The sequence below is a fragment of the Yoonia sp. genome (genome assembly GCF_017854565.1).
GTDB lineage: Bacteria > Pseudomonadota > Alphaproteobacteria > Rhodobacterales > Rhodobacteraceae > Yoonia.
In genome coordinates this window covers 46,462-59,708 of record NZ_JAFMHJ010000005.1, presented here as the reverse complement: position 1 = coordinate 59,708, position 13,247 = coordinate 46,462, and the positions used below count along the sequence as shown (strand labels likewise).

Genomic DNA, 13,247 nt, shown 5'->3' with positions numbered 1-13,247 from the left:
GCCTACGATTGGTTGATATTTCAGGCGCGTGTCGAGCCCGGTCACTGTGACCGGGCTTTTTCGTTTTTTTGTCGGCTCAGGCAGATTTTGCCAAATTCCGCAGCACATAGTGCAGAACGCCACCGTTTTCGATGTATTCGATCTCGACTGCGGTATCTATCCGGCATTTGACGGTGATATCCTTCACCGTGCCATCGGCGTAGGTGATGTGCGCCGTCATGTCCTGCAGGGGCTTCACCGCGTCCAGACCGTTGATTGTCACGGTTTCTTCGCCGGTCAGGCCAAGCGTTTTGCGGGTATCGCCGCCGGTGAATTCAAACGGCACGACGCCCATGCCGACGAGGTTGGAGCGGTGGATACGTTCGAAGCTTTCAGCGATCACGGCTTTGACGCCCAGAAGTGCGGTGCCTTTGGCCGCCCAGTCGCGCGATGATCCGGCACCGTATTGTTCGCCGGCAAAGATCACCAGTGGCGTGCCCTGTTCCTGATAGGCCATCGCCGCGTCGAAGATCGAGGTCTGCGCCCCATCGGGGCCTTTGGTATAGCCGCCTTCGACGCCATCGAGCATTTCGTTCTTGATGCGGATGTTGGCAAAGGTGCCGCGCATCATGACTTCGTGGTTGCCGCGACGTGAGCCATAGCTGTTGAATTCGCGCACGGGCACCTGACGGTCGATCAGGTACTGACCGGCGGGGGTGGTGTCCTTGAACGAACCGGCGGGGCTGATGTGGTCGGTGGTCACGAAATCGCCCAGCACGGCCAGAACCTTGGCGTTGGTGACGTTTTGGATCGTGCCTGCATCCTTGGACATGCCGCGGAAGTAGGGCGGGTTCTGGACGTAGGTCGATGCGGCGGGCCAGTCGTAGGTTTCACTGTCGGTGGTTTCGACCGCCTGCCACTTTTCATCGCCTTTGAAGACGTCGGCGTATTTGCTGATGAACGCTTCGCGGGTCACTGTTTTTTCGACAAGCGCGTTGATTTCGGCGTTGGTGGGCCAGATGTCTTTGAGGAAGACATCGTTGCCGTTTTGATCCTGCCCAAGCGCGTCTTTGGCGATGTCGATGTTCATGTCACCGGCCAGCGCATAGGCCACGACCAGCGGCGGTGAGGCGAGGTAATTGGCGCGCACATCGGGGGAAATGCGCCCTTCGAAGTTGCGGTTGCCCGACAGCACCGATGTCGCGATCAGGTCGCCTTTGGTGATGGCGTCGGACAGTTCTTTTTGGATCGGGCCAGAGTTGCCGATGCAGGTCGTGCAGCCGTAGCCAACAAGGTTGAAGCCGATGGCGTCGAGATCTTCCTGCAGGCCTGCGGCCTCGAGGTATTCGGAGACGACCTGGCTGCCGGGGGCGAGCGATGTTTTCACCCAAGGTTTGCGGTTCAGACCCAGCGCGCGTGCCTTGCGGGCGACAAGGCCCGCGCCGATCATCACGTAGGGATTGGAGGTGTTGGTGCAGGACGTGATCGAGGCGATCACGATAGAACCGTCGTGCAGTTTATAGTCTTCGCCTGCGACCTGCTGGCTGTTGTGGTGGCCCTGATCACCGGGGATGTGATGGGGGGCGACGGGCCCCCCTTCGGCTGTCATCTGGGCTTTTTCGGCAGGGGTTGCGGATTTCTCGGGGCGCTGACCTTTGATGTATTGGCCAAAGGCCTCGGCCGCACCGGTCAGGGCGATGTAGTCCTGTGGGCGCTTGGGGCCGGAAATGGCCGGGACGATCGTGCCCATGTCGAGGTGCAGTTTGTCCGTGTAGATCGGGTTGTAGCCGGCGTCGCGCCAGAAGCCGTTTTCCTTGGCGTAGGCTTCGACCAAGGCGATGCGGTCTTCGTCGCGGCCGGTGTTGCGCAGGTAGCGCAGGGTCTCGCCGTCGATGGGGAAGAAGCCGCAGGTCGCGCCGTATTCTGGGGCCATGTTGGCAATGGTCGCCCGGTCGGCCAGTGGCAGGTGATCAAGGCCAGTGCCGAAGAATTCGACGAATTTACCCACAACGCCAAGTTTGCGCAGCATTTCCACGACTTTCAGCACAAGGTCGGTGCCGGTGGTGCCTTCCATCATGGCGCCTGTCAGCTCGAAACCCACCACTTCGGGGATCAGCATGGAGACAGGTTGGCCCAGCATTGCCGCCTCGGCCTCGATCCCGCCGACGCCCCAGCCCAGCACGGCAAGGCCGTTGACCATGGTGGTGTGGCTGTCGGTGCCGACGAGGGTATCGGGGTAGGCCACGACATCGCCGTTCTGGTCGGTGTCGGTCCACACGGTCTGGGACAGATATTCAAGGTTCACCTGATGGCAGATGCCGGTGCCCGGTGGCACCACGCGGAAGTTGTTAAACGCGCCCTGACCCCATTTGAGGAACTGGTAGCGTTCCATGTTGCGTTCGTATTCGCGGTCCACATTCATCTGGAATGCCCGTGGGTTGCCGAATTCGTCGATCATGACCGAATGGTCGATGACCAGATCGACAGGGTTCAGCGGGTTAATTTGCTGGGCGTCGCCGCCAAGCGCCACAATGCCATCACGCATCGCGGCGAGGTCAACGACGGCAGGCACGCCGGTGAAGTCCTGCATCAGTACGCGGGCCGGGCGGTAGGCGATTTCGCGGGGGTTCTTGCCGCCATTGTCGGCCCATTGGGAAAACGCCTTGATGTCATCGACCGAAACCGAGAAACCGCCGTCTTCAAACCGCAACAGGTTTTCCAGCACCACCTTGAGCGCGGCAGGCAGTTTGGAGAAATCGCCCAGACCCGCAGCTTCGGCAGCCGGGATAGAGTAATAGGCGACGGATTGGTCACCAACGGTAAGCGTTTTGCGGGTTTTGGCGGTGTCTTTGCCGACAGTGATTGTCATGGCGATCCCTTTCAAGGCTGATGCTGTGTAAGGCTATTGCCGTGGCTTTTGCCCCATGGCGCGTGGCCGTTCAAGGGGGGTAGCGCCATTTTTTGTATACCATTGCACACAATCACGATCAAATTGCGCGTGATCGCCCTGAAACATAGATGACGCGGCCATCGCAATTCGTTGATTGGTTATTTCAGGCAAATATCAATAGACCAAATGGACAGGACAAGATCAGGATACCCCATGCGCCCCATTTTTGCAGCACTTGCGTTTGCAGGCTTTTTCATGACGACGGAAGCGGTGGCGCAAGACGCACCTGTGGTAATTGAGCTTTATACGTCGCAGGGGTGTTCATCTTGCCCACCCGCCGATGCCATGTTGCATGATCTGGCCAAATACGACGACGTGATCGCATTGGCGCTGCATGTCGACTATTGGGATTACATTGGATGGGCCGATATTTTCGCCGATCCCGCCTATACGGCGCGCCAACATGCCTATGCCCGTGCGGCGCGTGCGACAACGGTTTACACCCCGCAAATGGTGATCAACGGGCAGGATCGCGTGGTTGGATCACGCCCGATGCAGGTCATGGATCTGGTGCAGGCGCATCGCGCAAAGGGGACGCCGATTGCTGTGTCGCTGGCACGCAATGGCAACCGGGTGCGGATCACCGCAGCGCCGGGGCATCGCGGTGATTATGTTGTTCAACTGGTCCGTTATACCCCCGAGGAAACCGTTTTGATCGGACGTGGTGAAAATGCGGGCCGCGAGGTGAGCTATGCCAATATCGTCAATTCGTGGACGGTCCTGAGCCGCTGGGATGGCACCACCGCGCTGGCGCTTGATGCGGATGCGAGCGGCAGTGATCCCGTCGTGGTGATCATACAGCAAATTCGCAGTGGTCCCATTGTGGGGGCCGCGCAGCTGCGCTAACTGCCGGTTCGGACCTTCCAGCGGCGGTGTACCCAGAACCATTGCGCGGGGTTGCGGGCGATCTGCGCCTCGAGCCGCCGGGTGATTTCGACCATCATGTCGCGGGGGTTTGCGGGGGTGATCGGTGCCTCTACCTCGACTGCGAAGGACATGCCGTCGGGCTGCCGGATTCCGAAATAGGGGATCACCAGCGCATTCAGGCGCAGTGCAATATCCGCGGCGGATGTGGCGGTATGGGCGGGCTGGCCCAAAAACGGGATGCTGATCCCGGGGGCCGAGACATCAAACAACAGCGTCCCCATGCCGCCCGATTTCAGATGCCGCGCAAAGCCCATTGTGCCGCGGCGGCCCTGTTCAAAAACCGGCCCGCCCCATGACGTCATGGTTTTGGCGTAATGGGCATTGAAATATGCGTTCTGCATCGGGCGATACAGCCCACCGATGGTATGCCCCAGACGGGTCAGGACCTGACGCGGGGCTTCGTGATTGCCAAAATGGGCGGTGACGAAAATGACCGGGCGCTTTGCCATTGCGGCCTTGGCCAAGGGCGCAAGCCCGGAGCCGGTGGGTATCGTTTCAGACAGCCGTCTGCCGAAGTCCTGCCAGGAATAATTCTCGATCAGGGTGCGGCCGAAGTTGTCGCAGCAGGCCCCGGCCAGCGCGCGCCGGTCTGGGGGCGGCATGTCGGGGTAAATGCGTGCCAGATTATCCTCGGCGCGTTTGCGATACCCTGCGAGCGGGCCAATGGCGTGGCGCAGGGCCGCGCCCATGATCGGCACGCGTGTGTCATAGGGCAGGCGCCGCACGGTTCCGATCAGCCCGCGCAGGGCGCGATCGGCAAGCCAGTCGGCGGTGGAACCGTCAAGAGGGGCGTTTGTGGTCATTGTGCGTTGTCTCAGACGGCGGGTCGCTTGGCCAGCCCCGTGCCGATCATACTGTCGCGGGTGACCAGTGGGGCCAGATCGCCTGCGGACCAGCCATCAGTGCCGCCGGGCCGGGCGGGAATCACGATGTAGCGCATGTCGGCGGTGCTGTCATGGACGCGCACGGTCGTGCGGTCGGGGAGGGTGACGCCGAATTCGGCCAACACATTGCGCGGTTCCTTGACGGTGCGCGAACGGTAGGCGCGCGATTTGTACCAATCGGGCGGCAGGCCCAGCAGATTGCGCGGATAACACGAACACAGGGTGCAGACGATGACGTTGTGCACGTCGGCGGTATTTTCGACCGCGATCAGGCGCATCGGGCCGATATCATAACCCATCGCGCGACTGGCGGCGCTGGCGTCGGCCAGCAGATCGGCGCGGAAGGCAGGATCGGTCCAGGCACGGGCGACAACGGCGGCGCCGTTGGCCGGGCTGCGGGCATCCATGGCGTTGATCTGGGCATTGATTTCGGCGGCAGTCGTCACGCCTTTTTCAATGAGCAGTTCACGAATCGCGATTTCCATCTGTTGCCAGTAGGTCAGGGGGCGGTCACCGTCGGGGCGGTAGGGGTGGCCCGACGGCGAGAGGTGGTCGTGGTGATCATGGGGCATGGGGGGCGTCTACCTTTTCCAGCCAATGCGCATAGATTTCTGCATCCAAAGTGTCATCGGGGTGTTCTGCCGCCGACCCCCAAAGTTCGGCCATGGTGAAGCGGATGCGCAGCAGGGGCAGGGGGTGCCCGTGATGGCCGTAGGCCAGTTCTTCGGGGTTGGGGAACGGACCGAGGGTGCGTTCGACCCAGCCGCATTTGCCGCGCAGGTAGGCGGGGGTGCGGACATGACCGGGGGGCATATCGGCGCGGACCCGCATGAATTGTCGGCTAGTCACTGGCCGCCTCGCCATATGTGGTGCCACGTGCGGCGACGGCGGTCATGCGGTTTGCCAGCTCTGCGGTGGTGTAAACCCCGGCTTCGACAAGGTTCTGGTTCACCGAGGCGATCCAGCGTTCGTAGTAGGACATCTGTTCGAACGATGCGGGCGGCATGTCTTCGAGCACGCGGCGCAGGCCGTCGACGGTGAAATACCCCTTGCCAGACGTAATCACCATGAGCGCGTCGACACGCTTTTCCCAAAGGGCGAAATCATGCTGGTCGGCGGGTACGGGCCCTGCGGCCGTGCCGCCCATGTCGTGCCAGCGGTGGCCGTGAAAAGGATCAGGTGTTTGCGTCATGCGCCAAGGTTAGTTCAGATCACGCGGGCCTGTCCATGCGCTATTGCGGGTCATCATCGGCTTCGTCAGGGTCGATCAAGGTGATCATGCCGGTATCAACCATTTCGCGGATCGCCTTGGTGATCTCGCCCATGGCGGCTTCGGCGTCGGCTTTGTTGACACGGCCCCGTTCGGCGGCATCGTCGCGCAGTTGGCCTGCCATCCGCTGTGATATGCTGCCGAGAATGAATTCGGCAGAGTTGACAAGCGCCGCGTCCCCCGAAAGAGCGGCTGCCATGGCGGTGAGCATGACGGTGCCATCGACCGAGCGGATGCAATTGGGAATGTCCGTGGGTTTGACGCGCAACGCGATGTCCTTGAAGGTGAAAATCGCCTTGCGCACATCGCTTGCAAAATCCGGATCTGCGGCACCCAACCCTTCGAGAACGTCTTCGCGGGTGTCTGTTGCGGTGGAGTTGAGGATCGCGCCAAGCCGCTGTACGGGCGCCTTTTCAAAGGCGAGGGGCAGGATCGTGCCGTAATCATGCGCCAGCGCGGCGCCTATTCGGCGCACGGCATCGGGCGCAATATCGGCGGTCTGCGACATGGCAAAGGTGATCCGCCGGGCGCGATCACCGGGGGTTTTCATCAATACGTCTGCCGCCTTGGCCACAGGAAGTTTCGACAAGGCCACTGCGCACACTTCGATGCTTTCGGACATCATGATCTTGACGATGCGATCAATGGGCAATGCGATGACGCGCGGCCAGTGGTCGCCATTGCGGACACTGGCGAGTTGCGTGCGCAATCGTTCTGCCAAATCTGGGCTGAGGTGATCGGCAAGGGCGCGTACCGCACCATCGTGGGTGCCGGGCGCCGCAAGGCCAATTGCCTCGAGTTCCGACACAAATTCGTCTGCGACAGCGGAGACCGTGTTGCGGTCCACCAGCCGGATAGCCCCCAATTCGCACGTTAGCAGTTCTTGCAGTGATTCGGGGAGTTGGGACAACGACAGGCTGCCTCCATCGCTGATCATCATCTGCACGATCATCGCGGCCTTGCGTCTGCGGCTAAGGGTCGGCGCCCCGGATATATGCGATTTAATTCCCATACCCCGTCATAACGGACCGTGTGTAAACGAACCGTTAGAAAACCGTGGTCAGCTGCCGGGATGCGTGACCATGACGGACATCTTCTTGAGTTGCTCGATGGTTTCATCCGACAATTGGGCCTGATCGGCGGTATTCGCATGCAAATCGTCAACGGCCGCTGTGATTGTTGATATTTCTAAGTCAGTGAATTCCCTGTCTTCGCGCGAAAAGCCACCGATACTCCGAGAACCGTCACTGTCGGATGCGCAGACGATACCGAATCGCATGCCGTACTCTGCTGCCTTGACCAGAACGCCGGCGGGATCCTGCAGTCCGGACCAGCGGCAAGCTCCAGCTTGCTCAAAACCCCATGCCACCATGGGATCAGACATGAGAAGCCCGTTCTGGGAGTAATACTCCAGCCATTCTTTTTTGTAGGTCTGAAACATGAACTTCGGTGTCGTGTACTGGATATGAAAACCAAGCGCATACCCGGCAGGCGCCAGCTTGTTTAACTCGCCTAACACTTGACTAATCTCTAGCTGCGACGTTGACATGTCTTTAACTCGCTTTCCGGTTGCCAAAGGCCGTTCGTTCGAAATACCATGGTACATGGCTTTGATGTTCGTCATTGTATGTGTAACTAAGCAAAGACGACAAGGCTTTTATATTCATGGATAGCCTAGAGGTTAGATAGATGTCGGGACTTCTGGGTCCAAAGGAGATTGAGCAGCTTGCTCCGTCGGGGCATTACATCGCCTTGCGGATCGGGTTCGCGTTTCCGATGGAAGAGGTCAATGCGCTTCCTGTGGAGTGGATTGAGCACTATACGAACAACCGATTTATGCTTTTTGATCCGGTGGTCAGGTGGGCCTATAGCCACGTGGGTGCCTGCCGTTGGAGTGCCTTGCCCATGGATGACCCCAAACGCATTATCGCACAGGCCCAAACTTTCGGTCTGAGATTTGGCGTGACGGTTTCCATCCTCAACACCGGAGCTGATACGCAGCGTTCGTTTGCATCATTTGCCCGGTCCGACCGCGAGTACACAGACCTTGAGGTGAAACTGCTTAGGGCGTTTTTGACCCGAAGGCACAACGAGACCGCGCCGCCGACCAATCTGACGCGCGCCGAGCTTGAGGCATTGGGTATGGTCAAGGAAGGCAAGCGACTGAAAGAAATCGCGCACGAGCTTGGTGTCAGCGAAGGCGCAGTCAAACAACGCCTGAAGAACGCCAAATTGAAGCTGGGGGCCAAGACCGGCACGCAGGCGGCCACCTTGGCCAGTCAATACGGGCTGATATAACACGCCATTTTAATTGATTTTCTCGTAAATTTTCGCGCTAATTTGAACTGTCGTGGTAAAGACGACAATCGACAGATGTAACGCGAGCTTCCGTTCGCCTCGAATTGGAGAATTAAAATTAAATGAACCATATTTCTTTCAACCTAGCACAACTTCACCAGTATGGATCGGCCTTCTATGACTTTCTGGGTCTAAGGAAACGGTTCTTTGTTGATCAACTTGGATGGGACATTCCCCACGATGATGATGTGGAAATGGACCAATATGACAACCCAACGGCCTTTTATTCACTTGTTCTGCGCAAGGGTCGGGTGATTGCGGGTATCCGCGCGATGCCGACAACCGCGACCTGGGGATCACATACCTATATGCTGCGCGATGCCGTTGCCGGCAAACTGGGTGGCATTCCATCGACGATTATCAACAAGGTCGCCGTATCGCCGAATGTCTGGGAAGCGACCCGTGTGGTAATTTCCGATGAAGTGACGACACAGGCCGATCGCTCGCTTTGCCTGTCACTGATTCTAGATGGGGTCGTTGACGAGGCAAAATCAAAAGGCGCAACCGAGATCATGGCGCTTTGCCCACCTTCCTTTGCGCGGACATTACGGCAAATCGGCTACGGTGCGCATCTGATCGGCGAGCCTTATGTCAATGCGCACGACGGACGCCGCTATGTCGCGATGAGCATGCCTGCCGAGCGCAAGATGCCTCTGGTCGCCAAAATTTCTGCAGTCGCAAAGGCGGCACATGCAGCCAAGGCCACGCACTTGTCGCAGCCCCAGCCCGTCCATGCGCCATCGGTGATTTGATGTCAGGGCGGTGACCGGTTGGCTGCAGAGCGCTGCCAATCGGTCACACCGCGCGCTTAGCTTGCGCCGAAAACCCGTGCGAAAATCGTATCAACATGCTTTGTGTGATAGCCAAGATCGAACTTTTCTTCGATTTCAGCAGCCGAAAGCGCCTTGAGGACATCATCGTCAGCCAGCAATTCGGTTTTGAAATCTGCACCCTTTTCCCAGACTTTCATCGCGTTGCGCTGCACCAGACGGTAGGCATCTTCGCGGCTGACGCCAGCCTGCGTCAGCGCCAGAAGCACGCGCTGCGACATCACCAGGCCACGGAATTTGTTCATGTTGGCCAGCATGTTGTCGGGATAGATCACGAGCTGTTCAACCACACCGGCAAGCCGGTGCAGGGCAAAATCCAACGTGACCGTGGTATCGGGGCCAATCGCGCGTTCGACGGACGAATGGCTGATATCGCGTTCATGCCAAAGCGCGACGTTTTCCATTGCGGGCACGACCGACATGCGGACCAGACGCGCGAGGCCGGTCAGGTTTTCGGTCAGTACCGGGTTACGCTTGTGCGGCATCGCCGAGCTGCCTTTTTGGCCGGGGCTAAAGAATTCTTCGGCCTCCAGCACTTCTGTGCGCTGCATATGGCGAAACTCGGTCGCTATGTTTTCGATGCTGGATGCGATGACGCCCAAGGTGGCAAAGAACATCGCATGGCGGTCGCGGGGAATCACCTGGGTGCTGATCGGTTCGGGTGTCAGGCCCAGTTGCGCGCAGACGTGTTCCTCGACGGAGGGGTCGATATTGGCGAATGTGCCAACCGCGCCGGAAATCGCGCCCGTGGCAATTTCGGCCCGTGCTGTCATCAAACGGGTGCGACCCCGGTCCATTTCGGCATAGAATCGGGCAAAGGTCAGACCCATCGTCGTGGGTTCGGCGTGAATACCGTGACTGCGACCGATGCGGACGGTGTCCTTGTGTTCAAAGGCGCGGGTCTTGAGGGCGGCCAGTACACGGTCCATGCCAGCCAGCAGCAGGTCAGCCGCACGGACCAGTTGCACGTTCAGCGTGGTGTCCAGCACGTCGGACGATGTCATGCCCTGATGCACGAACCGCGCATCATCGGACCCGATATGTTCGGCCAAATGGGTCAGAAAGGCGATGACGTCGTGTTTGGTGACCGCTTCGATTTCGTCAATCCGCGCCACGTCAAAAGTCACGTCCTTGGCTTTCCAGACGGCTTCGGCGTTTGCTTTGGGGATCACGCCGATGGCAGCCTGAGCGTCACAGGCGTGCGCTTCGATCTCGTACCAGATACGGAATTTTGTTTCAGGTGACCAGATGGCAACCATTTCGGGACGGGAATAACGCGGGATCATGGGCAAACCTTTATGAAGGGTGGGCAGCGGATTTCCCCTGCGTCATAAAGAGACAGGCCCCGAGCCTCAAGGGAGAGATGACATGAAGATCACTGTGCCGCATCGGACCTCTGGCGATTTTGCGGGTGGTTGGCAATTGCGGCGCATGATTGCGGACCGGCTGACGGGGCAGGACGGGCAGCTGACCGGTACCGCGCATTTTGCGGACGCAGGGCAGGGCCGCCTGAAGTACACCGAAACAGGCCAGCTGCGTCTGGGTCACGGTCCGGTGCTGGCCGCGACGCGCAGCTATTTTTGGCAGTTCGCCGATGACCGCGTTGCAGTGACCTTTGCCGATGGCGCCGCCTTTCACAGCTTTGCCCCGGCAGGCCATGCCGCAGGCACCGATCATCCATGTGGCGCAGATTTCTATACGGTGCGCTATGATTTTACACGCTGGCCGGAGTGGCAGGCAACCTGGGTGGTGACCGGACCGCGCAAGGATTATTCATCCGTGTCGGTTTATGCACCGTAAGGTGGGTTTTAACCCACCCTCCACGGGGCACGCCACACCATGTCACTTGCACCTGACCCCGGCTCGGGCAATAAAAGCACACGAAATTAATTAACAGGGGAGAGCGGCACATGGCCCTCGCACGAAACGACACAGTCCTGACCGAGGCTTTTGGCCCATCGCAAGGTACCGCCCTGCGCGTCAAGCAGGTAGCGATGGTGGTGCTTGGCATCGCCGCGCTGGCGGTTTTCGCCAAGATCAAGGTGCCGGTCCCCGGCAGCCCCGTCGCCATCAGCATGGGCACATTCGCCGTTCTTTCGATCGGGGCTGCCTATGGGCCGCGGTTGGGCCTGACCACGATTCTGGGCTACATGATTGTCGGGATGCTGGGCTTTGACATCTTTCAAAGCTCGACCGCCGATCTGAACGGTGTGAGCTATATGATGGGCAGCACCGGCGGTTATCTGCTGGGCTATGTTCTGGCCACGCTGGCGCTGGGCTGGGCGGCACGTGCCGGCTGGGACCGATCGGTCGTGATGATGGCGCTGGCGATGCTGATCGGCAATGCGCTGATTTATCTGCCGGGTCTGGCATGGCTGGGTGTGCTTTACGGTTGGGACAAGCCGCTTTTGGCATGGGGCCTGACACCATTCCTGCTTGGTGACCTGCTCAAGCTGGGCGTTGCGGCGCTGCTGGTGCCCGGTCTGTGGAAGCTGATCGGTGACGCCCGCAAATAAGCGATCCGCATCTTTTACGTAAAGGCGCCGCATTTAGCGGCGCTTTTTTTTTGTCGGCCTGACGGTTATGCCAATGTTGTCGTCACCTGCGATGTCCGCTCGAGCGTGCGGTGGACGGGGCATTTGTCTGCAATTTCCAGCAGCTTGGCGCGCTGTTCAGCGGTCAAATCCCCTGCTAGCCGGATCACGCGATCAAACTGGTCCACCTTGGCACCCGGATCGGCCGCGTCCATGGCGTGGGCTTTGGCGTGGGTGATATCGACGCTGACGCTGTCCAGGGGCCAGTCCTTGCGTCTGGCATACATGCGGATCGTCATCGACGTGCAGGCACCAAGCCCGGCCGAGACAAGCCCATAGGGCGACAGCCCCTTGTTGGTGCCGCCGTATTGTGTCGGCTCATCCGCGAGCAGGTGATGTGGGCCGGACTGGATGTCTTGCAAAAACCCCTTCGGGTCCGCCTCGGTGACGCGCATCACGCCTTCGGGGGCCGCTGCGGGCTTTTGGGGTTGTTCCAGCGCGAGATACCGTTTGGACCATGCGGCAATGACATCGGCGGCATATTCGGCATCCGCGGAGCGGGTGATAAGGTGATCGGCATCATCCAATGTCACAAAGCTTTTGGGGTGTTTGGCCGCCATGAAAATCTGCGAGGCATTTTCGATGCCGACGGTCGCATCGCGCGGTGCGTGCAGCACCAGCAAAGCCGCCCCCAGCCTTGCGATCGACGCGGTGAGGGCCGCACCCGAGATATCTTCGATAAAGCCTTTGCCAATCCGGAACGGCCGCCCGCCCAGCGATACTTCGGCAACGCCCTGATCAAGAATTTGCGGGATCGCATCGGTGAAATTATGCGTCACATGGCCGGGATCAAAGGGCGCGCCGATGGTTACCACGGCTTTGACCGATGGCATCTGTGGCACCGCCTTGAGAACGGCAGCCCCGCCCAGCGAATGACCGATGACCAACGCGGGCGCCATGCCGCGCGCGCCCAATGCGGCGCAGGCTGCCAGCAAATCTTCGACGTTGGATGAAAAGCTGGTATTCTCGAACTCGCCCTCGGAATGGCCCAGACCGGTGAAGTCGAACCGCAGCACCGCTATTCCCATGGACGCCAGACGCGCGGCGATCCTGCGCGCGGCGGTGATGTCTTTGGAGCAGGTGAAGCAATGGGCGAAAAGGGCTGTGGCCAGATGGGGACCAATCGGCAGATCAAGGCGCGCGGCAAGCGTGTCGCCTGCGTGGCCGATAAAGGTAAGTTTTTCAGTTGGCATTGGGGTCCCTTTGATTGCGTTTGCCCCGAAGGTTGCGCGGCTGGGTCGGGGTTGCAAGGGATGTGGCGAAAGAGTGATGGTCGTCGGACGCCCCGCGATGCAGGCCGCCGGGCACGACCCTGACGATCAGGCAGTGGGCGACGCTCTGGAAACCAAGCCAATCCCGCAGTCTGCGACAACGAGATCGTGCCGACCGTCTACTTTTGATTCCTGTGTCACGCATTGGCCGCTACTGAGGTTGGTGCCCTGATAAATGTGCTGA

The 13,247-nt window shown here is 59.6% G+C and carries 14 protein-coding genes; 5 read left to right on the top strand and 9 right to left on the bottom strand.

Features of this window, described 5'->3' with window-relative positions:
- Positions 1-76 precede the first annotated feature (76 nt).
- Positions 77-2,848: an aconitate hydratase AcnA gene (gene acnA / locus QZ196_RS04095; protein WP_296424194.1), complete on the bottom strand. Its 2,772-nt coding sequence runs from the start codon at positions 2,846-2,848 to the stop codon at positions 77-79.
- 234 nt (positions 2,849-3,082) lie between these two features.
- Between acnA and QZ196_RS04090 the strand changes: the two genes are divergently transcribed.
- A complete protein-coding gene (locus QZ196_RS04090) occupies positions 3,083-3,775 on the top strand; it encodes a thioredoxin family protein (protein WP_296424192.1) in 693 nt (230 codons plus the stop codon).
- On the opposite strand, the gene QZ196_RS04085 is transcribed toward QZ196_RS04090, so the two are convergent.
- The 6 genes from QZ196_RS04085 to QZ196_RS04060 are packed head-to-tail and all read right to left on the bottom strand — an operon-like array spanning position 3,772 to position 7,634.
- Positions 3,772-4,659, bottom strand: a complete 888-nt coding sequence (locus tag QZ196_RS04085) for a lysophospholipid acyltransferase family protein (RefSeq protein ID WP_296424189.1) — start codon at positions 4,657-4,659, stop codon at positions 3,772-3,774. The genes QZ196_RS04090 and QZ196_RS04085 overlap by 4 nt on opposite strands.
- Before the next feature lie 11 nt (positions 4,660-4,670).
- Positions 4,671-5,312 carry a nitrile hydratase subunit alpha gene (nthA, locus tag QZ196_RS04080; RefSeq protein ID WP_296424188.1) on the bottom strand — a complete coding sequence of 214 codons (642 nt, stop codon included), beginning with the start codon at positions 5,310-5,312 and terminating at the stop codon, positions 4,671-4,673.
- Positions 5,302-5,604: an SH3-like domain-containing protein gene (locus tag QZ196_RS04075; RefSeq protein ID WP_296424185.1), complete on the bottom strand. Its 303-nt coding sequence runs from the start codon at positions 5,602-5,604 to the stop codon at positions 5,302-5,304. The genes nthA and QZ196_RS04075 overlap by 11 nt, the downstream gene beginning before the upstream one ends.
- On the bottom strand, positions 5,582-5,932 hold the full coding sequence (locus QZ196_RS04070; protein WP_296424182.1) for an SH3-like domain-containing protein: 351 nt from the start codon (positions 5,930-5,932) through the stop codon (positions 5,582-5,584). Before QZ196_RS04070 ends, QZ196_RS04075 begins: the two co-directional genes overlap by 23 nt.
- Positions 5,933-5,972: 40 nt before the next feature.
- Positions 5,973-7,022: a FliG C-terminal domain-containing protein gene (locus tag QZ196_RS04065; RefSeq protein WP_296424181.1), complete on the bottom strand. Its 1,050-nt coding sequence runs from the start codon at positions 7,020-7,022 to the stop codon at positions 5,973-5,975.
- Between the two features lie 48 nt (positions 7,023-7,070).
- Complete coding sequence (locus QZ196_RS04060) at positions 7,071-7,634, bottom strand: autoinducer binding domain-containing protein (protein ID WP_296424179.1); 564 nt, start codon at positions 7,632-7,634, stop codon at positions 7,071-7,073.
- A gap of 65 nt (positions 7,635-7,699) precedes the next feature.
- Here QZ196_RS04060 and QZ196_RS04055 point away from each other — a divergent pair, with 65 nt between their 5' ends.
- Together QZ196_RS04055 and QZ196_RS04050 are read left to right on the top strand one after the other, a co-directional pair.
- Positions 7,700-8,308: an autoinducer binding domain-containing protein gene (locus QZ196_RS04055; RefSeq protein ID WP_296424177.1), complete on the top strand. Its 609-nt coding sequence runs from the start codon at positions 7,700-7,702 to the stop codon at positions 8,306-8,308.
- 122 nt (positions 8,309-8,430) lie between these two features.
- Positions 8,431-9,120, top strand: coding sequence for an acyl-homoserine-lactone synthase (locus tag QZ196_RS04050; RefSeq protein WP_296424175.1), 690 nt, complete (start codon positions 8,431-8,433; stop codon positions 9,118-9,120).
- Positions 9,121-9,176: 56 nt separating this feature from the next.
- Here the strand turns inward: QZ196_RS04050 and purB are convergent, their stop codons facing one another.
- Complete coding sequence (gene purB / locus QZ196_RS04045; protein ID WP_296424172.1) at positions 9,177-10,484, bottom strand: adenylosuccinate lyase; 1,308 nt, start codon at positions 10,482-10,484, stop codon at positions 9,177-9,179.
- An 82-nt stretch (positions 10,485-10,566) separates the two neighbouring features.
- On the opposite strand from purB, the gene QZ196_RS04040 reads away from it, so the two are divergent.
- Positions 10,567-10,998 (top strand): DUF6314 family protein, encoded by a 432-nt coding sequence (locus QZ196_RS04040; protein ID WP_296424170.1) that lies wholly within the window; start codon positions 10,567-10,569, stop codon positions 10,996-10,998.
- Positions 10,999-11,108: 110 nt separating this feature from the next.
- A complete protein-coding gene (locus QZ196_RS04035) occupies positions 11,109-11,714 on the top strand; it encodes a biotin transporter BioY (RefSeq protein WP_296424168.1) in 606 nt (201 codons plus the stop codon).
- A gap of 65 nt (positions 11,715-11,779) precedes the next feature.
- Here QZ196_RS04035 and QZ196_RS04030 read toward each other — a convergent pair whose 3' ends face one another.
- The gene (locus QZ196_RS04030) at positions 11,780-12,985 is read right to left on the bottom strand and encodes a bifunctional alpha/beta hydrolase/OsmC family protein (protein ID WP_296424167.1); all 1,206 of its coding nucleotides are present in this window, start codon (positions 12,983-12,985) and stop codon (positions 11,780-11,782) included.
- Positions 12,986-13,247 lie beyond the last annotated feature (262 nt).

Excerpts from the sequence above, each read along its gene's own strand:
- acnA (WP_296424194.1), bottom strand. The coding sequence starts at position 2,848 with ATGACAATCACTGTCGGCAAAGACACCGCCAAAACCCGCAAAACGCTT.
- QZ196_RS04090 (WP_296424192.1), top strand. The coding sequence starts at position 3,083 with ATGCGCCCCATTTTTGCAGCACTTGCGTTTGCAGGCTTTTTCATGACG.
- QZ196_RS04085 (WP_296424189.1), bottom strand. The coding sequence starts at position 4,659 with ATGACCACAAACGCCCCTCTTGACGGTTCCACCGCCGACTGGCTTGCC.
- nthA (WP_296424188.1), bottom strand. The coding sequence starts at position 5,312 with ATGCCCCATGATCACCACGACCACCTCTCGCCGTCGGGCCACCCCTAC.
- QZ196_RS04075 (WP_296424185.1), bottom strand. The coding sequence starts at position 5,604 with ATGGCGAGGCGGCCAGTGACTAGCCGACAATTCATGCGGGTCCGCGCC.
- QZ196_RS04070 (WP_296424182.1), bottom strand. The coding sequence starts at position 5,932 with ATGACGCAAACACCTGATCCTTTTCACGGCCACCGCTGGCACGACATG.
- QZ196_RS04065 (WP_296424181.1), bottom strand. The coding sequence starts at position 7,022 with ATGGGAATTAAATCGCATATATCCGGGGCGCCGACCCTTAGCCGCAGA.
- QZ196_RS04060 (WP_296424179.1), bottom strand. The coding sequence starts at position 7,634 with ATGACGAACATCAAAGCCATGTACCATGGTATTTCGAACGAACGGCCT.
- QZ196_RS04055 (WP_296424177.1), top strand. The coding sequence starts at position 7,700 with ATGTCGGGACTTCTGGGTCCAAAGGAGATTGAGCAGCTTGCTCCGTCG.
- QZ196_RS04050 (WP_296424175.1), top strand. The coding sequence starts at position 8,431 with ATGAACCATATTTCTTTCAACCTAGCACAACTTCACCAGTATGGATCG.
- purB (WP_296424172.1), bottom strand. The coding sequence starts at position 10,484 with ATGATCCCGCGTTATTCCCGTCCCGAAATGGTTGCCATCTGGTCACCT.
- QZ196_RS04040 (WP_296424170.1), top strand. The coding sequence starts at position 10,567 with ATGAAGATCACTGTGCCGCATCGGACCTCTGGCGATTTTGCGGGTGGT.
- QZ196_RS04035 (WP_296424168.1), top strand. The coding sequence starts at position 11,109 with ATGGCCCTCGCACGAAACGACACAGTCCTGACCGAGGCTTTTGGCCCA.
- QZ196_RS04030 (WP_296424167.1), bottom strand. The coding sequence starts at position 12,985 with ATGCCAACTGAAAAACTTACCTTTATCGGCCACGCAGGCGACACGCTT.